Genomic DNA, 23,820 nt, shown 5'->3' with positions numbered 1-23,820 from the left:
CCTTTACTTATTATTTTTTCTTGTTCGCTACAGTTTTACGAGGACCTTTACGCGTACGCGCATTGTTTTTCGTATTTTGACCACGAACAGGTAAACCACGACGGTGACGGATACCACGGAAAGAACCGATTTCCATCAAGCGTTTAATGTTAAGTGAAACTTCACGACGTAAGTCACCTTCAACTTTGTATTTATCTAATTGTTCACGGATTTTGTTTAATTCATCTTCAGTAAGATCGCGCACACGAGTATCTTCGTTAACACCAGCAGCAGCTAATACTTTTTGAGATGTAGTTTTACCAATTCCGTAAATGTAAGTTAATGAAATTACCACGCGTTTGTCGCGAGGAATATCAACACCAGCAATACGTGCCATTCGCTAGAGCACCTCCTTTATAATTATCCTTGTTTTTGTTTATGTTTAGGATTTTCACAGATTACCATTACTTTACCGCGTCGGCGAATTACTTTACATTTTTCGCAGATCGGTTTCACAGATGGTCTCACTTTCATCTAACCCAACCTCCTTAATATTCCGGAGTGCAAAAGATTATTTAAAACGGTATGTGATACGACCGCGAGTTAAATCATATGGAGATAACTCGATAGTAACCTTGTCTCCAGGTAAAATTCGGATAAAGTGCATACGAATCTTTCCAGATACGTGTGCAAGCACCGTGTGTCCATTTTCTAATTCTACCTTAAACATCGCGTTTGGCAAAGTCTCAACAACTGTTCCTTCGACTTCAATTACATCGTCTTTCGCCATCAACCCTGTCTCCCTTCTATATGCGTTTTCCGATTCTCTAACATACATGATTAAGAGAATCTGTGCAACTGTTTTCTTCCAACTTAGAAGCAACTCCATCAACATATGCTTGGATTGTATGAGAGATGTTCGAAAGACGCTCGTCTGGTTTCGCTTCACACAATCCAGGGAATGACAACTTCCGGTTAGGAAAGTCTTCCTTATGTTATTCACGATAGCCGGAATGTCTTTGGATGAGAGATTCATACCCGTTACACAGATGCTTCCACGAAACCCATTACACTTTTCCACAAAATAGATTTTATCCCTTTTGCTTCTAGTGTATACCGGGCACAATATGCTTTTGCAACTCTCATAAAGTTTTTTGTTGCACCCGCAATCTACCGCGAAAAGCAGTTTGACTTTCGCCTAATGCCGGGTATCAGCTGCGGCTGCCCTGTAGTAATAGAGCGTCAAGATCAGCAAAAACTTTTTCAATATCTTGCTGTCCATCGATATTCGTTAAAACACCTTTAGCTTGGTAGAAATCAAGTAAAGGTTGAGCTTGATTCATATTTACTTCCAGACGGTTGGCTACCGTTTCCGGATTATCGTCCGCACGTGTATATAATTCGCCGCCATCTTTATCACACTTACCTTCCACTTTTGGTGGGTTAAATATAACATGATATGATGCACCACAAGTTTTACAAATACGACGACCACTAAGACGTGCAATTAGTTCATCTTTTTCAACTTGGATATTGATTGTATGATCAATTTTCTTCCCAAGTTCTTCTAAGATGCTATCTAAAGCCTCTGCTTGTGGAACTGTACGTGGGAACCCGTCTAATAAGAAACCTTTTTCACAATCTTTTTGTGCAAGTCGTTCACGAACGATACCAATCGTAACTTCATCCGGCACAAGTGCACCTTTATCCATATACGATTTAGCTTCTAAACCTAATTCTGTACCAGCACTAATAGCTGCACGGAACATATCGCCTGTAGAAATATGAGGGATTGCGTACTTCTCAACAATTTTGTCTGCTTGAGTACCTTTACCAGCACCAGGCAAACCCATTAAAACGATATTCATACGTAATGACTCCCCCTTAAAGCTAGCTGGCTTAGGAAACAATTAAGTTTCCTAAAACCTGCATATTATTTCATAAAGCCTTTATAGTGACGTTTAACCAGTTGAGATTCTAATTGTTTCATTGTTTCTAAAGCAACACCAACAACAATTATTACACTAGTACCACCGATTTGTGCCGAAGCAGGTAGGTTCATAAAGTTAATAAATAGTATTGGCATTACAGAAATAACTACTAAGAATATAGCACCGACAAATGTTAAACGGTATAAAACTTTTGTTAAGTAACTTTGTGTATCATTACCAGGACGAATACCCGGAATGTATGCACCTTGTTTTTTCAAGTTGTCAGCCAAGTTTTCAGGATTCACTTGAATAAATGCATAGAAATATGTGAAAGCAATAATCAATGCAATATAGATGATCATCCCTATAGGCTTCGTATAATCAAAAGTATTTTGAATAAACGAAGTAACACTATTTTGGCCGAAGAACGTAGCTAATGTTTGAGGTGTAACAACGAACGCAATGGCAAAGATTACTGGAATAACCCCTGCAGCATTTACTTTTAACGGTAAATGAGTTTGTTGTGCACCATGACCAGTACGACCCGCAACTCGTTTTGCATATTGAATTGGAATTTTACGCAACGCTTGTTGAATGTAAATAACTCCAACTACAACTGCCAGCATAACTAATACAAGTAATACTAAGATAGCAATTTTAATAAATAGCTGATCACCAGCACCCTCGATTTGTTGTGCATAGATTTGGTTTACTGTTGTTGGAATGGCAGCAACGATACCTGCGAAGATAATGATTGAAATACCATTACCAACTCCGTAAGCCGTAATTTGTTCTCCTAACCACAATAGGAAAGAGGTACCTGCAGTTAATACGAGTGCAATTGTGATATATGATAACACGCTTGTATCCGTGATTAACGATCCACCATACATTTGGTTAAAACCAAATGACATAGCAATTGCTTGTATGAAAGCTAAAACAACCGTTAAGTAACGAGTGAATTGAGCCAACTTACGTCGACCGACATCACCTTGTTTTGCCCATTCAGCAAACTTCGGAACAACATCCATTTGTAACAATTGAACAATAATTGAAGCAGTAATGTAAGGCATAATTCCCAATGCAAAGATTGAGAAGTTAGACAATGCACCACCGCCAAATGTATTAAGGAAACCAATTAAATTAAATTGATCGGCTACCTTTAATACATTAGCGTCGACGTTAGGTACTGGAATAAATGTTCCAATACGGAAAACAATCAACATTAATAGGGTGAAAATGATTTTATTTCGTATATCTCGAACGCGCATAAAGTTTGAGATTGTCTGAAACATTAAATCACCTCAGTTGTTCCGCCAGCGTTCTCAATCGCTTCTTTAGCTGAAGCTGAGAACTTGTGAGCTTTAACAGAAAGCTTTTTGTTAAGAGTTCCATTACCTAGAATCTTAATTCCAGCTTTTTCGTTGCTCACAACACCTGTTTCTAACAATAATGCAGGTGTTACTTCTGCACCATCTTCAAAACGGTTTAATGCATCAAGGTTAACGATAGCGAATTCTTTACGGTTGATGTTCGTAAAGCCGCGTTTTGGTAAACGACGGAATAGTGGGTTTTGACCCCCCTCAAATCCAGGACGAACGCCGCCGCCAGAACGAGCGTTTTGACCTTTATGACCTTTACCTGCAGTTTTACCGTTACCAGAACCGATACCACGACCAACACGGTTACGCTCTTTACGAGATCCTTCAGCTGGTTTTAACTCATGAAGTTTCATATAGGTGGCACCTCCTTGTTCAATGATTGAAAATTAATTTTCTTTTACAGTAACTAAGTGAGCTACTTTATCTAACATACCGCGAATAGCTGCGTTGTCAGCTTGTTCTACAGTTTGGTTAACTTTACGTAAGCCTAAAGCTTCAATAACTTTGCGTTGTTGAGGTTTAGTACCAATTAAAGATTTAGTAAGGGTGATTTCTAATTTATTAGCCATTATAATTCCCCCCTTATCCTAATAGTTCTTCCACTGATTTACCGCGAAGTTTTGCAACGTCCTCTGCGCGTTTTAGTTCAGTTAAACCTGCAATAGTTGCACGCACCATGTTAATTGGTGTGTTTGAACCAAGAGATTTTGAAAGAATATCAGTAATACCAGCAAGTTCAAGTACGGCACGTACAGGACCACCAGCGATAACTCCAGTACCTGGAGCAGCAGGTTTTACTAAAATTTTACCTGCTCCAAAGTGACCAACTACATCGTGTGGAGTTGTTCCACCAACACGTGGTACTTCGATTAAGTTTTTCTTCGCGTCTTCAACAGCTTTGCGGATCGCATCTGGAACCTCTTGAGCTTTACCAGTACCGAAACCAACATGGCCGTTTTTATCACCTACAACAACTAATGCTGTGAAGCGGAAGCGACGTCCACCTTTAACAACTTTAGCAACGCGGTTAATCGTAACTACGCGTTCTTCAAGTTCAAGTTTGTTTGCGTCAATGCGACTCATGAAGTATGTCCCTCCTTCTTATTAAAATTCTAAGCCGTTTTCACGTGCAGCTTCAGCTAAAGCCTTTACACGTCCATGATATAAGTAACCACCGCGGTCAAATACAACAGCAGTAATATTCTTTTCCGCAGCGCGTTTAGCGATTGTTTCACCAATTTTTGTCGCAGCTTCTACATTGCTACCTGCACCCTCAAAACCATTTTCTTGAGTAGATGCACTAACAAGTGTTACGCCTGCTACATCGTCAATAAGTTGCGCGTAGATGTGTTTGTTTGAACGGAATACATTTAAACGTGGACGTTCAGCAGTACCCGAGATTTTAGAACGAACACGCGCATGACGTTTTTTACGAACTTGATTTTTATCTTGTTTCGTAATCACAGAGGTCACTCCTTTCTAACGCTCATTAAGCATTATTTACCTGTTTTACCTTCTTTACGACGAACGTATTCGCCTTCATAACGGATACCTTTACCTTTATAAGGTTCTGGTGGACGTACGTCACGGATGTTAGATGCAAATGCACCAACACGTTCTTTACTAATACCTTTAACGATCACTTTTGTGTTTGAAGGAACTTCGATTTCTAGACCTTCCTCTGGTGTGAACTCTACTGGATGAGAGTAACCAACGTTAAGAACAAGTTTTTTACCTTGTAATTGCGCACGGTAACCTACACCGATAAGTTCTAGTGAACGAGAGAATCCTTCAGAAACACCAGTTACCATGTTCGCTAGAAGCGCACGAGTCGTACCATGAACAGTACGGTGTTCTTTTGATTCAGAAGGGCGAACAACAGTGATGATGTTTCCTTCTTGCTCAATTTTCATATCTTTGTTGAATTGACGAGTTAATTCGCCTTTAGGTCCTTTAACAGTAACTGTGTTGTCATCAGCAACAGTCACAGTAACGTTAGCTGGAACCTCGATTGGTTTTTTACCTACACGAGACATTTAGGTTGCACCTCCATTCTTTTATTACTTATTACCAAATGTAAGCTAAGATTTCTCCGCCAACTTTTTTAGCACGTGCTTCTTTATCAGTTAATACACCTTGAGAAGTTGATACTAAAGCGATACCTAAACCGTTAAGTACTTTTGGTACTTCGTTAGTTTTAGCATATACGCGTAAGCCAGGTTTTGAAATACGTTTTAAACCAGTGATAACGCGTTCGTTATCTTTTCCATATTTTAAGAAGATACGGATGATACCTTGCTTATTATCTTCAACATACTCAACATCACGAACGAAACCTTCACGCTTTAAGATCTCAGCGATTTCTTTCTTTAAGTTGGAAGCTGGTACTTCTAACTTTTCGTGACGAACCATGTTAGCATTACGAATGCGTGTTAGCATATCTGCAATCGGATCTGTCATTGTCATAAATTTTACCTCCTTCCCAATTTAGGGGATTACCAGCTAGCTTTTTTAACGCCAGGAATTTGTCCCTTATATGCAAGTTCACGGAAACAAATACGGCAAAGTTTAAATTTACGATATACAGAATGTGGACGACCACAGCGTTCACAACGTGTATATTCTTGAACTTTAAACTTTTGCTTACGTTGTTGTTTAACGACCATTGATTTTTTAGCCACGTTTTCGCCCTCCTTATTTTATTACTTTTGGAACGGCATACCGAATTGTGTCAATAACTCGCGAGCTTCTTCATCAGAATTCGCAGTTGTTACGATCACGATGTCCATACCGCGTACTTTTGAAACTTTATCGTAATCGATTTCAGGGAAAATTAATTGTTCTTTAACACCTAAAGTGTAGTTTCCACGACCATCGAATGCTTTTTTAGAAACACCGCGGAAGTCGCGTACACGTGGAAGTGCGATAGAAATTAATTTATCCAAGAATTCATACATACGTTCACCACGTAATGTAACTTTTGCACCGATAGGCATTCCTTCACGTAGACGGAAACCTGCGATCGATTTTTTCGCACGAGTTACAACTGGTTTTTGACCAGTGATGATTGATAACTCTTCAACAGCAGCATCTAGTGCTTTAGAGTTTTGTACTGCATCACCAACACCCATGTTGATAACGATTTTTTCTACTTTTGGAACTTGCATTACTGATTTATATTCAAACTTGCTCATAAGAGCAGGAGAAACTTCATTTAAATATTTTTCTTTTAGGCGGCTCATGTTCGTACCTCCCTTCTCAATTTACTTATTAGTCGATTACTGCACCTGATTTTTTTGCAACACGAACTTTTTTGCCATCTTCGATTTTATAACCTACACGAGTCGGCTCGCCAGATTTAGGATCGATTAGCATTACGTTCGATACGTGGATTGCTGCTTCTTGGCTCACAATTCCACCTTGTGGGTTTAACTGGTTAGGTTTAATATGTTTTTTCACGATATTAACACCTTCAACAAGAACACGGTCTTGTTTTGGGAAAGCGGCTAAAACAACGCCTTCTTTACCTTTGTCTTTACCAGTAATAACTTTTACTTTGTCGCCCTTTTTAACATGCATTAGTGTCGCACCTCCTTGATTGGTACTATCATGAAATTAAAGAACTTCTGGAGCTAATGAAACGATTTTCATGAAGTTGCTATCACGTAATTCACGTGCAACAGGTCCGAAAATACGAGTTCCGCGTGGTGACTTATCGTCTTTGATGATTACGCAAGCATTTTCGTCAAATTTAATATAAGTACCATCTTTACGGCGTACACCAGATTTTGTGCGAACGACAACAGCCTTAACAACGTCACCTTTCTTGACAACGCCTCCTGGTGTTGCTTTCTTAACTGTACATACAACGATATCACCGATGTTAGCAGTTTTACGGCCAGAACCACCAAGCACTTTAATTGTTAAAACTTCACGTGCACCTGAGTTGTCAGCAACTTTCATACGACTTTCTTGTTGGATCACTTAGGTTACCTCCCTTCGGAATAGGAATGTTTCCGAAATGTATTAAATAATAACCGCTTTTTCTACAACTTCCACTAAACGGAAACGTTTTGTAGCAGATAGCGGGCGAGTTTCCATGATACGTACGATATCACCGATTTTCGCTTCGTTCAACTCATCATGAGCTTTAAACTTTTTAGAGTACTTTACACGTTTACCATATAATTTATGTTTCTTATAAGTTTCAACAAGAACAGTTACTGTTTTGTCCATTTTATCTGAAACAACACGGCCTGTGTAAACTTTGCGTTGATTACGCTCAGACATACTTTGGAACCTCCTTATCAGTTATTTGCACTGATTTCTCTTTCACGAATCACAGTTTTCATGCGCGCAATCGCTTTACGAACTTCGCGAATACGAGCTGTGTTTTCTAATTGACCAGTCGCCAATTGGAAGCGAAGGTTGAAAAGCTCTTCTTTCAGTGATTTCACTTTTAATTCAATTTCAGAAGTGGCAAGGTCACGGATTTCATTAGCTTTCATTAGATTCACCACCAGTTTCTTGACGTTTAACAATCTTACATTTAACAGGAAGTTTGTGTGATGCTAAACGAAGTGCTTCACGTGCAACCTCTTCAGATACACCTGCAACTTCAAACATAACTTTTCCTGGCTTTACTACTGCTACCCAACCTTCTGGAGAACCTTTACCGGAACCCATACGTACCTCTAGAGGCTTTTTCGTGTAAGGTTTATGTGGGAAAATTTTAATCCAAACTTTACCGCCACGTTTCATGTAACGTGTCATAGCGATACGTGCAGATTCGATTTGACGGTTTGTGATCCAGCTTGCAGTTGTTGCTTGTAAGCCCCATTCACCAAATGCTACTTCTTTACCGCCTTTCGCTTCACCACGCATGTTACCACGGTGTTCACGACGGTATTTAACGCGTTTTGGTAATAACATTATTATTTGCCTCCTTCCACAGAGTTCTTCTTCGTAGGAAGGACTTCACCACGGTAAATCCATACTTTAACACCTAATTTACCATAAGTAGTGTCAGCTTCTGCATGAGCATAGTCGATGTCAGCACGAAGAGTATGAAGTGGAACAGTTCCTTCGCTATAATGTTCAGCACGCGCGATGTCAGCGCCACCTAAACGACCAGATACTTGTGTTTTAATCCCTTTTGCACCAGCGCGGATTGTGCGTTGGATTGCTTGTTTTTGAGCACGGCGGAATGATACGCGGTTCTCAAGTTGACGAGCGATGTTTTCTGCTACTAAACGAGCATCAAGATCAGCTTTTTTGATTTCTACGATATTAATGTGTACACGTTTACCAGTTAAATCGTTAAGGTATTTACGTAAGTTTTCAACTTCCGTACCGCCTTTACCGATTACCATACCTGGTTTCGCAGTGTGAATTGTAATGTTTACGCGGTTTGCAGCGCGTTCGATTTCTACTTTAGAAACTGAAGCGTCTTTTAAAGCAGATTCGATATATTTACGAATTTTAATATCTTCGTGTAAAAGAGTAGCATAGTCTTTCTCAGCGTACCATTTTGACTCCCAGTCACGAATAATACCAACTCGTAGTCCTATTGGATGTACTTTTTGACCCACGGATTAACCCTCCTTCTTCTCAGATACCACGATTGTAATGTGGCTTGTGCGTTTGTTAATTGCGCTTGCACGTCCTTGTGCACGTGGACGGAAACGTTTTAATGTTGGACCTTCGTCAACAAAAACTTCAGAAACAACTAAGTTGTTTACATCTAATTCATAGTTGTGCTCAGCATTAGCAACTGCAGATTTTAATACTTTCTCAACGACTGGAGACGCCGCTTTTGGAGTATGACGTAAAATTGCAACTGCTTCACCAACTTGCTTGCCTCGGATTAAGTCTACTACTAGACGTACTTTACGAGGAGCGATGCGCACTGTGCGAGCGATAGCTTTAGCTTGTGTCATTAGGATTTACCTCCTCTCAAAATTAGCGTCTTGTTTTCTTGTCATCTGCACCGTGACCTTTGTAAGTACGTGTCGGTGCGAATTCGCCTAATTTGTGACCTACCATATCTTCTGTCACGTATACAGGAACATGTTTACGTCCATCATATACAGCGATTGTTAAACCGATGAAGTTCGGGAAGATAGTAGAACGGCGAGACCAAGTTTTAATAACTTGTTTTTTCTCAGAACCTTCTTGTGCTTCAACTTTTTTCATTAAGTGATCATCCACAAAAGGTCCTTTCTTCAAGCTGCGACCCATTTAGGAACCTCCCTCCGTGACTCCACCACGGTACGACTAGCGAACCGCAGTACAATCACTTTATTTTTTACGAGAACGAATGATTAACTTATTAGTTTTGTTTTTCTTCTTACGAGTTTTGTAACCAAGAGCTGGTTTGCCCCATGGTGTCATTGGAGATTTACGTCCAATTGGAGAACGTCCTTCACCACCACCGTGTGGGTGATCGTTAGGGTTCATTACAGAACCACGAACAGTTGGGCGTTTACCTAACCAACGAGAACGACCTGCTTTACCAATGTGGATAAGTTCATGTTGTTCGTTACCTACTTGACCGATTGTAGCACGGCAAGTTGCAAGTACTAAACGAACTTCACCAGATTGTAGACGAACGATTACGTATTTACCTTCACGACCAAGTACTTGAGCAGAAGTACCAGCAGAACGTACCAATTGTCCACCTTTACCAGGTTTTAACTCGATGTTATGGATTGTTGTACCCATTGGAATGTTTGCTAATGGTAGAGAGTTACCTACTTTAATGTCTGCATCAGGACCAGATACGATTGTTTGACCAACTTCTAATCCTTTTGGAGCTAAGATGTAACGTTTCTCACCGTCAGCGTAATTGATTAATGCGATATTCGCAGAGCGGTTTGGATCATATTCGATAGTAGCAACGCGTCCTGGAATTCCGTCTTTAAGACGTTTGAAGTCGATTACGCGGTATTGCTTCTTATGACCACCACCATGATGACGAACAGTAATTTTACCTTGGTTGTTACGACCAGCTTTGCGTTTAATTGGTTCTAATAAAGACTTTTCAGGCTTATTAGTTGTAATTTCCGCAAAGTCAGATGACGTCATGTTACGACGACCATTTGAGGTTGGTTTATACTTTTTAATCGCCATTTGTTTTCCCTCCTTCTTTATTCTTCGATTCTTTCCTTATCGGAATTAGATATCAAAAATTTCGATTTCTTTGCTATCAGCAGCTAATTTAACGATTGCTTTACGACGTTTGTTTGTGTATCCGCCGAATTTACCAACACGTTTAAATTTACCTTTGTAGTTCATGATGTTTACTTTTTCAACTTTTACATCAAAGATTGCTTCTACTGCATCTTTAACTTGAGTTTTGTTTGCGCGAACATCAACTTCAAAAGTGTATTTTTTCTCAGCCATAAGCTCAGAAGAACGCTCAGTAATGACCGGACGTTTTAGAATATCACGTGCTTCCATTATCCAAGCACCTCCTCAACTTTTTCTACTGCAGCTTTCGTGAATACAACTTTGTCATGACCTACAAGATCAAGAACGTTGATTCCAGCAGCTGTTAAAACAGTTACACCAGGGATGTTACGAGCAGATAATGCTACGTTTTCATCTAATTCAGCTGTAACGAATAATGCTTTCGTATCAATGTTTAGGTTACCTAAAATTGCTTTGAAATCTTTAGTTTTTGGTGCATCTAATTGTAATGCATCAAGAACTACGAAGTTTTGTTCTCCAACTTTAGCTGATAAAGCTGATTTAAGAGCTAAGCGACGAACTTTCTTCGGTAATTTATAGCTGTAGCTACGTGGTGTAGGACCGAATACAGTACCACCGCCACGCCATTGTGGAGAACGGATAGAACCTTGACGAGCACGACCAGTTCCCTTTTGACGCCATGGTTTACGACCACCACCAGCGACTTCAGAGCGGTTTTTTACTTTATGATTACCTTGACGTAGAGAAGCGCGTTGAGCGATTACTGCGTCGAATAATACTGCTTCGTTAGGCTCAATTGCAAAAACTGCATCGTTTAACTCAATTTCACCAACAGAAGCGCCTGTTTGACTAAGTACAGATACCTTTGTCATTCCTGTTTCCTCCTTTCTTCGGGAAATTATTTAGATTTTACAGCTGTTTTTACTGTAACTAATGCTTTTTTAGAACCAGGAACATTACCTTTAACTAGTAATAAGTTACGTTCAGCATCAACTTTAACGATTTCTAAGTTTTGGATCGTAACTACAACACCACCAGTTTGACCTGGTAATTTCTTTTGTTTAAATACGCGGTTCGGAGCAACTGGACCCATTGAACCAGGACGACGGTGGTAACGAGAACCGTGGGCCATAGGACCACGAGATTGTCCGTGACGTTTAATAACACCTTGGAAACCTTTACCTTTCGTAACACCTGTTACGTCTACTACATCGCCTTCTGCGAAAATTTCTACTTTGACTTCTTGACCAACCTCGTACTCTTCCACGTTAACGTTGCGGAATTCACGAATGAAGCGCTTAGGAGCAGTATTCGCTTTAGCTACGTGACCTTGTTCTGGTTTGTTTGAAAGCTTCACGCGCTTATCTTCGAAACCAACTTGGATTGCTTCGTAACCATCTGTTTCTACAGTTTTCTTTTGAAGAACTACGTTTGGAGCAGCTTCGATAACTGTTACAGGGATTAAATCACCATTTTCAGCGAAAACTTGTGTCATACCAACTTTTCTACCTAAGATTCCTTTAGCCATTTTGTCACACCTCCTGTGATTATTAAAAAAGTTCTATTTGTTTTTACCATTAAAGTTTGATTTCAATATCAACGCCAGATGGTAAATCAAGTTTCATTAACGCATCAACAGTTTGTGGTGTTGGGTTAATGATGTCGATTAAACGTTTATGCGTACGCATTTCGAATTGTTCACGAGAATCTTTGTACTTGTGAACCGCACGAAGAATTGTGTACACAGACTTCTCAGTTGGTAACGGAATCGGACCTGATACACTAGCACCTGAACGTTTAGCAGTTTCCACAATTTTCTCAGCGGATTGATCTAGAACACGGTGATCATACGCTTTTAAACGGATACGAATCTTTTGTTTTGCCATTATTTTCCCTCCTTTTTCGCCTATTTACTAGACATTCTCCACGGAAATTTCCCACACACGCGCCATGGCAAAGCGGCCGGGTGTGTCGGCAACCTCCCGCTTCATCGCAGTCAAAGACCAACATTCAACAGTATATACAATTTACTAAGAATAAGCAAGTATTTTCTGCTAAATTCTTTGAAATTGTAATTCTTTTATGCATTGCTTTTCAACATTTGTTTCAAAGCCTTTTTAAGTATAATGAATCTATGCATCAATATCAATCAATTATCTATGGTTATATATGGTTCCATATGTTTTTGTTTCTTCTATATAAAAAGGGTGCCCACTCATCTGGACACCCTGTCACTATATTATGAAAAGAACATTACTGCCGCCCACCCAAAAATAATAAGCGGAATATTAAATATGAAGAAAGTTGGTATACATGTATCGCGAATATGATCATGTTGTCCATCTACATTTAACCCGGCAGTAGGTCCTAATGTAGAATCCGATGCTGGCGACCCTGCATCCCCTAAAGCGCCTGCCGTACCTATTAATGTAATAATAGCTGCAGTGCTTAAACCAAATTCTAAACCAATCGGTACAAAAATGGCAGCAATAATCGGTATCGTTGCAAAGGATGAACCAATTCCCATATCAATCAATAACCCAATTAATAACATAATTAATACCGCTAACCCTTTGTTGTCCCCTAATATATTATTAGCAGCATCTACTAACTGTTCGACATGGCCTGTTGCAGTAACAACAGAAGCAAAACCACTTGAGGCAATCATTACTAATCCGATAAATGCCATTAAACGCATACCGTCTGTTAGCACTTGATCTGCTTCACTCCACTTTAATGCACCTGTAATGTATAAAATTAAAACTCCTACAAGAGCACCGAAAAACATAGAACCCGAAGTTAACGGAACGATACTAGGTATTTGAACGATTACAGCAGCTATTAGTGCAATAACCGTATAAACGACATTTTTCTTTTTAATCGTAACGTTAATTTCTGTTTCCACTTGTCGGTCTTCGTACTTTCTTGGTTTACGGAAAATAAAGAACGCTACAACTAACCCTACAACCATTCCAAGAGCTGGAATTAACATTGGACCATACACATCGGATTTTGTAATTTCAAGACCGGCTGCTGAAATATTATCCGCTACGATTCCTTGATATACTAACCCAAAACCGAATGGTAAACTCATATATGGTGTAATTAAGCCGAATGCTAAAATACACGCAATTAAACGACGATCAATTTCTAACATGTTTAATATCTTAATAATCGGCGGAATTAATAATGGTATAAACGCAATGTGAATTGGAATTAAATTTTGTGAGAAAATGGACATTAATAAAATAACGAAAAATAGTAACGCTTTTACTAATCCTCTTTTTTGGGAATCACCTTTACGTTGAACTAACTTTAATATCGTTACAACAAGCAATTCTGAAATTCCTGTTTTTGAAATGGCAATGGCTAACCCACCGAGCATCCCATAGCTTAGAGCAACTTCCGCTCCTCCGCCTAAACCTTCTACAAAGGCAATTAATGTATCATCAAGGGACATTCCTGCTGTAATTCCTCCAGCAACTGCCCCTATTACTAATGAAAATACAACGTTAATCCGAAGAACACTCAATAGGAGCATTACAACGACCGCTACTACAACTGCATTCATTTTATATCCCTCTTACTTTCGTCTGCTAAATTATTAAACTAGTAACGTATTAAAGTCTAACTCCTTCTAAAGGAAAAGTCAATATAAGAAAAAGCCCCTATATATTCCTGAAATTTTCGGAAAATATAACGGCTTTCTTCTATTATAATGATGCTTTGATTATTCGTTTATAATACTGTGTTGAAATGACGGCGAAGACCGCATACATGATAACGTATAACACCATCGTCACGACAAGAGGGGTAAACATTTCTGTTCCGAATAAGAACCAACCAGATTTTACCGCAAAATAACTATGCAACAACCCTATTACGAGCGGTACACCAAAGTTAAAAGCTTGTTTTGCATAAATTCCTTTCATTAAGTCAGAAGTTGAAAATCCAATCTTTCTTAATATAGTATAGGATTCTTTCTCCATTTCAGCTTCTGACATTTGTTTAAAGTAAAGAATACTACCTGTTGTTAATAAAAATGCTAGTCCAAGAAATGCAGTAATAAAAATTGTTGTACCATATATTGATAAGTAACTATGATGCTCTTCTTCGTAAGATAGTGGTAAATATTCTTGCCCGTTAACTACTAATTTTCTTTCCTCTTGCAGTTCGTTATAGATCTCTTCCGCTTTTGGACTATCTTCATTATCCACTAAGTTTACACCGACTTGATAATTGAAGAAACTCTCTGGGCTTTGATTTGCAGATATATTTTCAAATGTAGTATCTGTAACGACTAGTAATGGACTTGCCATTGTTACTGTACCTGAAAGCATAAATTCTTCTTGTATTTCCTTTATTATAACCTTCTCCTCTTCATTATTAAAACGAACGGAAAGATCTCCCCCTTTTTCAAGAGGCATAATTTCTGAAAACATATTTTGGTAACTCGTAACAATAGCCTCTCCATCATTCAGTTGCGCATCAGGGCTTACTTGTTTAAAGTCGCTTAATGGAACTACATACATAGAGGATTCGCTAGCAAAGGTTAAATTTTGATTAGCGAAATCACCAATTAAATCCTGGAAGTCAAACTTTACTTCCGCTACACGATACGTATCCTTTTCAAATTCAATTCCTTCTTGATGTAACCGATCTAAAAAACTAATTCCTTTATCGTTTAGTAAAATATAATCATATGGTGAATATTGATGAGCTCTTGTTGCAGATGAGAAATAAGAAATATACGATAAACTCATAATCCCAACCGCTAATCCAGTTAACACGGTAATTAACGTTAATGACTTGGCATTTCCTTTCATTCTATGCATAATCGGAGTAACTGCCATAACGTCTCGAATTTTTAAATGTCCCTTTTTACTTGCTCTGAAAATATTCATAATAAATGATACTGAATATCTAAAGAATAAAAATGTTCCAAAAATCGTGGATGCTAGAATAACAATCATGTGTAAAAATAAATCTTTAAAATGACTTTTTTCCATATCAAATAATACGGAAGATTGATAGTAGCCGTAAACGATAAGAAACAAGCCTATTAAACCAAACGCCATTTGGAAAAAATTAAAACGTTTTATACGCTCATCCGCTTTTTTTGATGCATGGAATAAAGATAATAATGTAACACGATACACCATCCATGTCATTTGAAATAAAATAACTAGTAGTAAGATTGAAAATATAATTACTGATTGTATAAACGCTTCAGAAGAAAATACTAAATCAATGACTAAGTCTAGTTTTAACAGCTTAATTAAGATCATGGCAAAGAGCCTTGAACTAAAGAAGCCAATCACCATACCTACGGCTACTGCTAAAATAAATAAAATAATATTTTCAAGGGCAATTAATCTTACAATTAACCCTTTCGTCATCCCTATCAACTGATAAAGGCCCATTTCTTTACTTCGTCGTTTCATAAATAAGTGATTCGCATAGAGAACAAAAAATGTAACGATAAAGTACAACACATAAGTTGCCGACTGGAATCCAGCAGACGCCGTACCGCTTTCTTTTAAAGCTTCTACAACTGTTGGATTATGGTGTAGAGTCGTAAAAGAGAAGCATAAAGTAACACTAAATATTAAGGCAAAGAAATATAAATAATAATGTTTTACGTTTTTCCTCATACTTCGAAATACGAGTCTACTAAGCGTCATATCCATCACCGCCTAGAATGCTTTGCGTATTTAATATTTGTTGGAAAAATTGTTGTCTCGTTTTATCTCCACGATATAACTCCGTATAAATTGAACCATCTTTTAAAAATAACACTCGTGAACAAAAACTTGCTGCTACCGAATCATGGGTCACCATCATGATTGTAACGGATTTTTGCTTATTAATATTTTCTAAGTTCGTAAGTAATGCCGTAGCAGATTTTGAGTCAAGGGCACCTGTAGGTTCATCAGCAAAAACTAATGTTGGCCCTGAAATTAAAGCGCGTGCAGCAGAAGTCCGTTGTTTTTGTCCTCCTGAAATTTCATTTGGATACTTATTCAAAATTTCCGATATCCCTAATAATTTAACTAGTTCCTTTAAACGACTTTCCGCCACAGCTCTTGGAAGCTTACTGATTGATAAAGGAAGCAAAATATTTTCCTTTACCGTTAATGTATCAAGCAAATTGTAATCTTGAAATACAAAGCCAAGCTGCTCCCGTCTAAAGTTGGCCAATTGTTTTTCCTTCATATTTCGTAAATTTTTTCCGTTGATTTCTACTACACCTTCAGTCGGATGATCAATGGAACATAACACATTTAGTAATGTTGTTTTTCCCGAACCAGATGGCCCCATGATTCCTACAAATTCACCTTTACTTACTTCTATATCTATACCTTTTAACACTTCTTGTGCTGTAGATTTTTTCCCATATGTTTTTTTAATTTTTCTACCAACTAAAACTGTCATTTTTTACTCCCCTTTCTTTATCTATTTTCATTTTACTTACATAACCGTTTCTCTGCCTTCGTTCTAGATGACAAAATAAAAGGGTAGGTGACAATTTCGTCATCTACCACGTTTTTTGATACTCATTTTGTTGTGGAAATTGTAATGTAAAGGTTGAACCATTATTTACTTGCGATTTCACAGAAATAAGAATGCCTAATTTCTGTGCTGCATTCTTTGCTAAATAAAGACCCATACCCGTCGATTGAACAGACTCTCTTCCAACCGTACCTGTATAAGATTTTTGAAAAATACGCGGAAGATCTTCCTCGTTGATCCCTATACCAAAGTCTTTAATATGAAGTAATAAATGACCGGTTTCGTTGATTTCGGTATAAATATGGACTTCTTCATTTTCATGGCTATATTTAATGGCATTCGATAAAATTTGGCGAACAATAAAGGCAAGCCATTTCTTATCAGTTGTAATTTCTTGTTCCAATTCTTCAACTTGAAAACCAATTCCCTTTTCTAAACACCATGAACGGAACTCTCGTATTTCTTTATAAACAACATCACGTAGTATTACTTTTTCTAAACGATTATCCTTCTCGATTGTAGCAAGTCTTGTATGATGAAGCTGTTGATCTAATAATAGATGAATCCGTACCCACTCACTTTCAAGTCTCTTACGTAATTTCTCATCATTTGTTTGCTCTATCATCAGTTTCATTGCAGTTAATGGTGTTTTCACTTCATGAACCCATGCTAATAAGTCATCTACATGTTCTTGCAGTTGAATCTTTGACTTGTTTATAAATGAATCCTTTTCTTCATATACTTCTAAAATTTGTTTCATTAAACGTTTTTGAAAAGGAGATAGATGTACATCTTCTAAACATAACAAGTCCGATGCATTCGACAAATTTCCCAGGAAATTCTTAATCTCCCGAGTTTCTTTTATGTAGCGCCATATTAGAAAAATGGTAATGAAAGAAATGATAACTATATTAAAATAGGTGACGCTAACCCCAGAAAACCCGAAGTCTAAATAGAAGAGGATGTCCATACAAATAATAAGCAGTACTAAGAACATAATCCATGCCATACGTTCCCGTAAAAATAATAAAAACATAAACGACCTCACTTTGTAACGGCCATATAGCCAAGCCCTTTTTTTGTAATAATTACATCTTCTAACCCAATATCTTCAAGTTTCAATCGAAGTCTGTTGACATTTACGGAAAGCGTATTGTCATTTACAAAACGTTCATCATCCCAAAGCATTCGCATTAACTCATCTCTTGAAACGACTTTATCAACATGTTTTAAAAGTCCTCTTAAAATAAACAATTCGTTCTTAGTTAAACTACATTCCTTTTCCTTAAAACGAACTACCCCTTTTGCATAGTCAACTGTTGCCCCATTCCATCGAGTAAGTTCAGATTGTTCCTCTACATAGTCATACGTACGTCGTAATATAGCTTGTACTTTTGCTAATAACACATCCATATTAAATGGTTTTTGTACAAAATCATCTGCGCCCATTTGCATCGCCATGACCATATCCATAGGATGGTCTCGGGAGGATAAAAATACGATGGGAACTTTGGAAACTTCACGAATTTCCCTACACCAGTGAAAACCATCAAAAGCAGGTAATTGAATATCGATAATCACTAAATGTGGTCTCTCTTCGATAAAATAATCCATCACCTTTTGAAAGTCGGAAGGGCCAACAACTTGCATTTGCCACCCTTCAAATCGCTCTTGTATCATTTCAAAAATTGATGGATCATCTTCTATTAATAACACTTTTAATTCCATAATCACCCTCCTTTTCCATCATTGTAGCATTTGTTTTCTTATGTTTGAACCTGCCGCCCCCTTTTCATTTATAAAAGAATAAAAAAACCAATTCGTAGGCGTCCCCACGAATTGGTCAAAGGTTTTAGCTAGGCTAAAATTATTTTTGGATTGAAGCTACTACTCCAGCTCCAACAGTACGTCCACCCTCACGGATAGAGAATTTAGTACCTTCTTCAAGAGCGATTGGAGAGATTAATTCAACGTTCATTTCGATGTTGTCACCAGGCATTACCATTTCAACGCCTTCTGGTAAGTTAATAACACCAGTTACGTCAGTTGTACGGAAGTAGAACTGAGGACGGTAGTTAGAGAAGAATGGAGTGTGACGTCCACCTTCTTCTTTTGATAATACATAAACTTCTGCTTTGAAAGTAGTGTGTGGAGTGATTGAGCCTGGTTTAGCTAATACTTGTCCACGTTGTACTTCTTCACGAGAAACCCCACGAAGTAAAGCACCGATGTTGTCACCAGCTTCAGCATAGTCTAATAATTTACGGAACATTTCAACACCAGTTACAGTAGTTGATTTTGGTTCTTCAACTAAACCGATGATTTCTACAACGTCACCAACTTTAACTTGACCACGTTCAACACGGCCAGTTGCAACTGTACCACGACCAGTGATTGAGAATACGTCCTCAACTGGCATCATGAATGGTTTATCAGTGTCACGTTCTGGAGTTGGGATGTAGCTGTCAACAGCGTCCATTAACTCAACGATTTTTTCTTCCCATTCTGCTTCACCTTCAAGAGCTTTAAGAGCAGAACCTTTAATTACAGGAACATCGTCACCTGGGAAGTCATATTCAGAAAGTAAGTCACGTACTTCCATTTCTACTAATTCTAATAATTCTTCGTCATCAACCATATCACATTTGTTTAAGAATACTACTAAGTAAGGTACACCTACTTGACGTGATAATAAGATGTGCTCACGAGTTTGTGGCATTGGGCCGTCAGCAGCAGATACTACTAAGATACCGCCGTCCATTTGAGCAGCACCAGTGATCATGTTTTTAACATAGTCAGCGTGTCCTGGGCAGTCAACGTGTGCATAGTGACGAGTAGCTGTTTCATATTCAACGTGAGAAGTGTTGATTGTAATTCCACGCTCTTTTTCTTCTGGAGCGTTATCGATTTGGTCGTAAGATTTTGCTTCCCCACCAAGACGTTTTGAAAGAACTGTAGCGATTGCAGCAGTTAATGTAGTTTTACCATGGTCAACGTGTCCGATTGTACCAATGTTAGCATGCGTTTTCGAACGGTCAAATTTTTCTTTAGCCATTAGAGTTAGCCTCCTAATATGTGTTTTTATTATTTTTTTATGTTACAACTGCTGGCTGATAAGGGCCCTTCTCAGCCAGTCAATCATAGCTTACAAATTATTTATACTTGATACAAGATGAAATTTCAATTATTCACCTTTATTTTTTTTGATGATATCTTCAGCAATTGATTTTGGCACTTCTTCATAGTGATCGAATACCATTGAGAATACACCACGACCTTGAGTTGCAGAACGTAATGTAGTCGCATATCCGAACATTTCAGAAAGTGGAACCATTGCACGAACAACTTGAGCGTTACCACGAGCTTCCATACCTTCTACACGTCCACGACGAGAAGTGATGTTACCCATAATATCCCCAAGGTATTCTTCAGGAATTACTACTTCTACTTTCATCACAGGCTCTAAAAGAACTGGGTTACATTTAGAAACTGCGTTTTTAAGTGCCATAGAAGCAGCGATTTTGAATGCCATTTCGTTGGAGTCAACGTCATGGTATGATCCATCGAATAATTTCGCTTTAATATCAATTACTGGGAAACCAGCAAGTACACCATTTTCTAGTGCATCTCTTAAACCAGCTTCAACAGCAGGGATATATTCACGAGGAACAACCCCACCAACGATAGCGTTTTCGAATTCGAAGCCTTTACCTTCTTCGTTTGGAGAGAATTCAATCCAAACGTGACCGAATTGACCACGACCACCAGATTGGCGAACGAATTTACCTTCAACTTGTGCTGAACCACGGAATGTTTCACGGTAAGAAACTTGTGGAGCACCTACGTTAGCTTCAACTTTGAATTCACGTTTCATACGGTCAACAATGATATCAAGGTGAAGTTCACCCATACCAGAAATAATTGTTTGACCAGTTTCTTGGTTTGTATAAGCACGGAATGTTGGATCTTCTTCTTGAAGCTTTTGTAAAGCTTGGCTCATTTTATCTTGGTCTGCTTTTGATTTCGGTTCTAATGATAAATCAATAACTGGTTCTGGGAATTCCATAGACTCTAAGATAACAAGGTTTTTCTCGTCACAAAGAGTGTCACCAGTTGTAGTATCTTTAAGACCTACAGCAGCTGCGATATCCCCTGCGTAAACTTTTGAAATCTCTTCACGAGAGTTCGCGTGCATTTGTAGAATACGACCTACACGTTCACGTTTACCCTTAGTAGAGTTTTGAACGTATGAACCTGATTCTAAAATACCAGAGTAAACACGGAAGAAAGTTAATTTACCAACATAAGGGTCAGTCATAACTTTGAATGCTAGTGCAGAGAATGGCTCTTCATCACTTGAATGACGAACGATTTCTTCACTTGTATCAGGATCTACACCTTTAATAGCTTCAACATCAGTTGGAGCTGGTAAGTAATCAATTACAGCATCAAGCATTAATTGAACACCTTTGTTTTTGAATGCAGTACCACAAAGTACAGGGTAGAACTCTACAGATAAAGTAGCTTTACGGATACCAGCTTTAAGCTCTTCGTTAGTGATTTCTTCACCAGCGAAGTATTTCTCCATAAGTTCTTCATCAAGTTCAGCTACCGCTTCAATAAGTTTTTCACGGTATTCTTCAGCTTGTGCTTTATATTCTTCTGGAATTTCACGTTCCTGGATATCAGTACCTAGGTCGTTTCCGTAGAATGTAGCTTTCATTTCAACTAAATCGATAATTGCTTCGAATTCATCTTCAGCACCGATTGGTAATTGAATTGGGTGAGCGTTTGCTTGTAAACGATCGTGAAGAGTATTCACTGAGTACAAGAAATCCGCACCGATTTTATCCATTTTGTTAACAAATACGATACGTGGAACACCATAAGTTGTAGCTTGACGCCATACAGTTTCAGTTTGTGGCTCAACACCTGATTGAGCATCAAGTACTGTTACTGCACCATCAAGTACACGTAATGAACGTTCAACTTCTACAGTGAAGTCTACGTGTCCTGGTGTGTCGATGATGTTTACACGGTTACCTTTCCATTGAGCTGTTGTCGCAGCAGAAGTGATTGTAATACCACGTTCTTGCTCTTGCTCCATCCAGTCCATTTGAGAAGCACCTTCGTGAGTTTCACCGATTTTGTGAATCTTACCAGTGTAATAAAGGATACGCTCAGTTGTTGTTGTTTTACCAGCATCAATATGAGCCATGATCCCAATATTACGTGTATTCTCTAGTGAGAATTCGCGTTTCATAGGAAATTTTCTCCTTCCATATTGGGTTTCGCTAATTGTTGAATATATATTTAAACCTACGTACTAGCTAACAGCTAGCACGTAGTCTAAATTACCAACGATAGTGTGCGAATGCTTTGTTTGCTTCTGCCATTTTATGCATATCTTCGCGTTTTTTCACTGAAGCACCAGTGTTGTTAGATGCATCTAGAATTTCGTTAGCTAAACGTTCTTCCATAGTTTTTTCACCACGAAGACGAGAATAGTTAACTAAGTAACGAAGACCTAATGTAATACGACGTTCTGGACGAACTTCAACCGGTACTTGGTAGTTAGAACCACCAACACGGCGAGCACGTACTTCAAGAACTGGCATTACGTTATTTAATGCAGCTTCAAATACTTCGATTGGATCTTTACCAGAACGTTCTTTTACTAATTCGAACGCACCGTATAAGATCTTTTGAGAAGTACCTCTTTTACCATCAATCATCATTTTATTGATTAAACGAGTTACTAGTTTTGAATTATAAATTGGATCTGGTAACACGTCACGTTTGGAAACAGGACCTTTACGAGGCATGTGTTTTCCTCCTTTCAACAAATATCTATTTTATAGTATCAAGTCGCCTTTTATGTATTGCGTTAATTAGGCGCAATATAGTCGTTTAGATTTTGAACCGTGCGCACGTTAAATAATTCAAAAACCGTCACGATTAAAAAGGCATACATCATTTCAAATAATTAAATTATTTTTTCTCTTTTGGACGTTTTGTACCATATAGAGAACGAGATTGCATACGGCCGTTTACACCAGCAGTATCAAGAGCACCACGTACGATATGGTAACGTACCCCTGGTAAGTCTTTTACACGTCCACCGCGGATTAATACTACGCTGTGTTCTTGTAAGTTGTGACCTTCACCAGGAATGTAAGCTGTAACTTCGATTTGGTTAGTTAAGCGTACACGAGCATATTTACGTAACGCTGAGTTTGGTTTTTTAGGTGTCATAGTACCAACACGAGTACAAACCCCACGTTTTTGAGGAGAATTAACATCTGTTAAAGATTTTTTAAAGCTGTTATATCCCTTGTTTAACGCTGGTGAATTTGATTTCGTTACTTTGGATTTACGAGGCTTACGTACCAATTGGTTAATTGTAGGCATCGGTTTTTCCTCCCTTCATTTATTCCTTAATACCACACATCCAGGTGGTTCATTTTTAGGGTAAAAACAAAGTCTTTGTGTTTTTACACAAAAACTATCTTGCAGTAATTGCAACAACCGCAGCTCCAACATGAATACCACAAGCTTTGCCAAGTTCTTTTTTAGACTCGACGAGACTCACTGGTACGCCGACTTCTTTTGCAAGAACAATTACTGGATCGGTTACCCAACTGTCTGCATCAAGTGCTACAAAAAGCTCTATAACTTGACCAGCGCGGATTGCTTTCACTGCTTGCTTTGTACCTATGATTGTTTTACTGGCCTGTTCTACTCTTTCATAAGACATTTTCATATCCTCCAAAGTACAGACAGTTAACTATCAACCTTAAGTA

The 23,820-nt window shown here is 38.3% G+C and carries 36 protein-coding genes; all 36 read right to left on the bottom strand.

The features are described from left to right. Window positions 1-10: 10 nt before the first annotated feature. Entirely contained in the window at window positions 11-376 is a 366-nt protein-coding gene (gene rpsM / locus EC501_RS05480) for a 30S ribosomal protein S13 (protein ID WP_122971291.1), read from the bottom strand. A gap of 23 nt (window positions 377-399) precedes the next feature. Further along, the gene (gene rpmJ, locus EC501_RS05475) at window positions 400-513 is read right to left on the bottom strand and encodes a 50S ribosomal protein L36 (RefSeq protein ID WP_000868344.1); all 114 of its coding nucleotides are present in this window, start codon (window positions 511-513) and stop codon (window positions 400-402) included. Between the two features lie 37 nt (window positions 514-550). Then, window positions 551-769 (bottom strand): translation initiation factor IF-1, encoded by a 219-nt coding sequence (infA, locus tag EC501_RS05470; RefSeq protein WP_016839390.1) that lies wholly within the window; start codon window positions 767-769, stop codon window positions 551-553. A gap of 421 nt (window positions 770-1,190) precedes the next feature. Beyond that, the gene (locus tag EC501_RS05460) at window positions 1,191-1,847 is read right to left on the bottom strand and encodes an adenylate kinase (protein WP_122971290.1); all 657 of its coding nucleotides are present in this window, start codon (window positions 1,845-1,847) and stop codon (window positions 1,191-1,193) included. Between the two features lie 65 nt (window positions 1,848-1,912). After that, complete coding sequence (gene secY / locus EC501_RS05455; RefSeq protein WP_122971289.1) at window positions 1,913-3,205, bottom strand: preprotein translocase subunit SecY; 1,293 nt, start codon at window positions 3,203-3,205, stop codon at window positions 1,913-1,915. After that, window positions 3,205-3,645, bottom strand: a complete 441-nt coding sequence (gene rplO, locus EC501_RS05450) for a 50S ribosomal protein L15 (protein ID WP_122971288.1) — start codon at window positions 3,643-3,645, stop codon at window positions 3,205-3,207. Before rplO ends, secY begins: the two co-directional genes overlap by 1 nt. 33 nt (window positions 3,646-3,678) lie before the next feature. Beyond that, window positions 3,679-3,861 carry a 50S ribosomal protein L30 gene (rpmD, locus tag EC501_RS05445; RefSeq protein ID WP_122971287.1) on the bottom strand — a complete coding sequence of 61 codons (183 nt, stop codon included), beginning with the start codon at window positions 3,859-3,861 and terminating at the stop codon, window positions 3,679-3,681. Window positions 3,862-3,874: 13 nt separating this feature from the next. Continuing rightward, window positions 3,875-4,375: a 30S ribosomal protein S5 gene (rpsE, locus tag EC501_RS05440; protein ID WP_122971286.1), complete on the bottom strand. Its 501-nt coding sequence runs from the start codon at window positions 4,373-4,375 to the stop codon at window positions 3,875-3,877. Between the two features lie 21 nt (window positions 4,376-4,396). After that, window positions 4,397-4,756 carry a 50S ribosomal protein L18 gene (rplR, locus tag EC501_RS05435; RefSeq protein WP_122971285.1) on the bottom strand — a complete coding sequence of 120 codons (360 nt, stop codon included), beginning with the start codon at window positions 4,754-4,756 and terminating at the stop codon, window positions 4,397-4,399. Window positions 4,757-4,788: 32 nt separating this feature from the next. Then, window positions 4,789-5,328, bottom strand: a complete 540-nt coding sequence (gene rplF / locus EC501_RS05430; RefSeq protein WP_122971284.1) for a 50S ribosomal protein L6 — start codon at window positions 5,326-5,328, stop codon at window positions 4,789-4,791. 31 nt (window positions 5,329-5,359) lie between these two features. After that, the gene (rpsH, locus tag EC501_RS05425; RefSeq protein WP_122971283.1) at window positions 5,360-5,758 is read right to left on the bottom strand and encodes a 30S ribosomal protein S8; all 399 of its coding nucleotides are present in this window, start codon (window positions 5,756-5,758) and stop codon (window positions 5,360-5,362) included. A gap of 29 nt (window positions 5,759-5,787) precedes the next feature. Then, window positions 5,788-5,973: a type Z 30S ribosomal protein S14 gene (locus tag EC501_RS05420; protein ID WP_118876548.1), complete on the bottom strand. Its 186-nt coding sequence runs from the start codon at window positions 5,971-5,973 to the stop codon at window positions 5,788-5,790. Between the two features lie 21 nt (window positions 5,974-5,994). Continuing rightward, window positions 5,995-6,534 (bottom strand): 50S ribosomal protein L5, encoded by a 540-nt coding sequence (rplE, locus tag EC501_RS05415; protein ID WP_122971282.1) that lies wholly within the window; start codon window positions 6,532-6,534, stop codon window positions 5,995-5,997. A 28-nt stretch (window positions 6,535-6,562) separates the two neighbouring features. Continuing rightward, window positions 6,563-6,871 carry a 50S ribosomal protein L24 gene (rplX, locus tag EC501_RS05410; protein WP_122971281.1) on the bottom strand — a complete coding sequence of 103 codons (309 nt, stop codon included), beginning with the start codon at window positions 6,869-6,871 and terminating at the stop codon, window positions 6,563-6,565. 36 nt (window positions 6,872-6,907) lie between these two features. Beyond that, window positions 6,908-7,276 carry a 50S ribosomal protein L14 gene (gene rplN / locus EC501_RS05405; RefSeq protein WP_097149259.1) on the bottom strand — a complete coding sequence of 123 codons (369 nt, stop codon included), beginning with the start codon at window positions 7,274-7,276 and terminating at the stop codon, window positions 6,908-6,910. Window positions 7,277-7,318: 42 nt separating this feature from the next. Then, entirely contained in the window at window positions 7,319-7,582 is a 264-nt protein-coding gene (gene rpsQ / locus EC501_RS05400) for a 30S ribosomal protein S17 (RefSeq protein WP_122971280.1), read from the bottom strand. 17 nt (window positions 7,583-7,599) lie between these two features. Then, window positions 7,600-7,800 (bottom strand): 50S ribosomal protein L29, encoded by a 201-nt coding sequence (gene rpmC / locus EC501_RS05395; RefSeq protein WP_004233646.1) that lies wholly within the window; start codon window positions 7,798-7,800, stop codon window positions 7,600-7,602. After that, window positions 7,790-8,224 carry a 50S ribosomal protein L16 gene (rplP, locus tag EC501_RS05390; protein ID WP_122971279.1) on the bottom strand — a complete coding sequence of 145 codons (435 nt, stop codon included), beginning with the start codon at window positions 8,222-8,224 and terminating at the stop codon, window positions 7,790-7,792. The genes rpmC and rplP overlap by 11 nt, the downstream gene beginning before the upstream one ends. A gap of 2 nt (window positions 8,225-8,226) precedes the next feature. Then, window positions 8,227-8,883, bottom strand: coding sequence for a 30S ribosomal protein S3 (rpsC, locus tag EC501_RS05385; RefSeq protein ID WP_122971278.1), 657 nt, complete (start codon window positions 8,881-8,883; stop codon window positions 8,227-8,229). Between the two features lie 3 nt (window positions 8,884-8,886). Next, window positions 8,887-9,231, bottom strand: coding sequence for a 50S ribosomal protein L22 (rplV, locus tag EC501_RS05380; RefSeq protein ID WP_122971277.1), 345 nt, complete (start codon window positions 9,229-9,231; stop codon window positions 8,887-8,889). 22 nt (window positions 9,232-9,253) lie between these two features. Beyond that, complete coding sequence (gene rpsS / locus EC501_RS05375) at window positions 9,254-9,532, bottom strand: 30S ribosomal protein S19 (RefSeq protein WP_036183148.1); 279 nt, start codon at window positions 9,530-9,532, stop codon at window positions 9,254-9,256. A 60-nt stretch (window positions 9,533-9,592) separates the two neighbouring features. Beyond that, window positions 9,593-10,423, bottom strand: coding sequence for a 50S ribosomal protein L2 (rplB, locus tag EC501_RS05370; RefSeq protein WP_122971276.1), 831 nt, complete (start codon window positions 10,421-10,423; stop codon window positions 9,593-9,595). A 45-nt stretch (window positions 10,424-10,468) separates the two neighbouring features. After that, window positions 10,469-10,753: a 50S ribosomal protein L23 gene (rplW, locus tag EC501_RS05365; protein ID WP_122971275.1), complete on the bottom strand. Its 285-nt coding sequence runs from the start codon at window positions 10,751-10,753 to the stop codon at window positions 10,469-10,471. Further along, window positions 10,753-11,376 (bottom strand): 50S ribosomal protein L4, encoded by a 624-nt coding sequence (gene rplD / locus EC501_RS05360; protein ID WP_122971274.1) that lies wholly within the window; start codon window positions 11,374-11,376, stop codon window positions 10,753-10,755. Before rplD ends, rplW begins: the two co-directional genes overlap by 1 nt. 26 nt (window positions 11,377-11,402) lie before the next feature. Next, window positions 11,403-12,032, bottom strand: a complete 630-nt coding sequence (gene rplC / locus EC501_RS05355; protein ID WP_122971273.1) for a 50S ribosomal protein L3 — start codon at window positions 12,030-12,032, stop codon at window positions 11,403-11,405. Between the two features lie 49 nt (window positions 12,033-12,081). Continuing rightward, complete coding sequence (gene rpsJ, locus EC501_RS05350) at window positions 12,082-12,390, bottom strand: 30S ribosomal protein S10 (protein ID WP_036172433.1); 309 nt, start codon at window positions 12,388-12,390, stop codon at window positions 12,082-12,084. 353 nt (window positions 12,391-12,743) lie between these two features. Next, window positions 12,744-14,075 (bottom strand): Na+/H+ antiporter family protein, encoded by a 1,332-nt coding sequence (locus EC501_RS05345; RefSeq protein WP_122971272.1) that lies wholly within the window; start codon window positions 14,073-14,075, stop codon window positions 12,744-12,746. 142 nt (window positions 14,076-14,217) lie between these two features. Further along, complete coding sequence (locus tag EC501_RS05340) at window positions 14,218-16,188, bottom strand: ABC transporter permease (protein WP_122971271.1); 1,971 nt, start codon at window positions 16,186-16,188, stop codon at window positions 14,218-14,220. After that, window positions 16,178-16,939, bottom strand: coding sequence for an ABC transporter ATP-binding protein (locus tag EC501_RS05335; RefSeq protein WP_122971270.1), 762 nt, complete (start codon window positions 16,937-16,939; stop codon window positions 16,178-16,180). The genes EC501_RS05340 and EC501_RS05335 overlap by 11 nt, the downstream gene beginning before the upstream one ends. Before the next feature lie 103 nt (window positions 16,940-17,042). Continuing rightward, on the bottom strand, window positions 17,043-17,843 hold the full coding sequence (locus tag EC501_RS05330) for a sensor histidine kinase (RefSeq protein ID WP_241559279.1): 801 nt from the start codon (window positions 17,841-17,843) through the stop codon (window positions 17,043-17,045). A gap of 218 nt (window positions 17,844-18,061) precedes the next feature. Further along, on the bottom strand, window positions 18,062-18,745 hold the full coding sequence (locus EC501_RS05325) for a response regulator transcription factor (RefSeq protein WP_122971268.1): 684 nt from the start codon (window positions 18,743-18,745) through the stop codon (window positions 18,062-18,064). Between the two features lie 139 nt (window positions 18,746-18,884). After that, window positions 18,885-20,072 carry an elongation factor Tu gene (gene tuf, locus EC501_RS05320; protein WP_122971267.1) on the bottom strand — a complete coding sequence of 396 codons (1,188 nt, stop codon included), beginning with the start codon at window positions 20,070-20,072 and terminating at the stop codon, window positions 18,885-18,887. Window positions 20,073-20,201: 129 nt separating this feature from the next. Next, window positions 20,202-22,280 carry an elongation factor G gene (gene fusA / locus EC501_RS05315; RefSeq protein WP_122971266.1) on the bottom strand — a complete coding sequence of 693 codons (2,079 nt, stop codon included), beginning with the start codon at window positions 22,278-22,280 and terminating at the stop codon, window positions 20,202-20,204. A 91-nt stretch (window positions 22,281-22,371) separates the two neighbouring features. After that, window positions 22,372-22,842 (bottom strand): 30S ribosomal protein S7, encoded by a 471-nt coding sequence (gene rpsG / locus EC501_RS05310; protein WP_122971265.1) that lies wholly within the window; start codon window positions 22,840-22,842, stop codon window positions 22,372-22,374. Between the two features lie 166 nt (window positions 22,843-23,008). Further along, window positions 23,009-23,428 carry a 30S ribosomal protein S12 gene (gene rpsL, locus EC501_RS05305; protein WP_122971264.1) on the bottom strand — a complete coding sequence of 140 codons (420 nt, stop codon included), beginning with the start codon at window positions 23,426-23,428 and terminating at the stop codon, window positions 23,009-23,011. 94 nt (window positions 23,429-23,522) lie between these two features. Then, window positions 23,523-23,774: a ribosomal L7Ae/L30e/S12e/Gadd45 family protein gene (locus tag EC501_RS05300; protein WP_122971263.1), complete on the bottom strand. Its 252-nt coding sequence runs from the start codon at window positions 23,772-23,774 to the stop codon at window positions 23,523-23,525. Window positions 23,775-23,820 lie beyond the last annotated feature (46 nt).

It is taken from the genome of Lysinibacillus halotolerans, from assembly GCF_003711845.1.
GTDB lineage: Bacteria > Bacillota > Bacilli > Bacillales_A > Planococcaceae > Ureibacillus > Ureibacillus halotolerans.
This window is presented reverse-complemented; position numbering and strand designations above follow the sequence as displayed.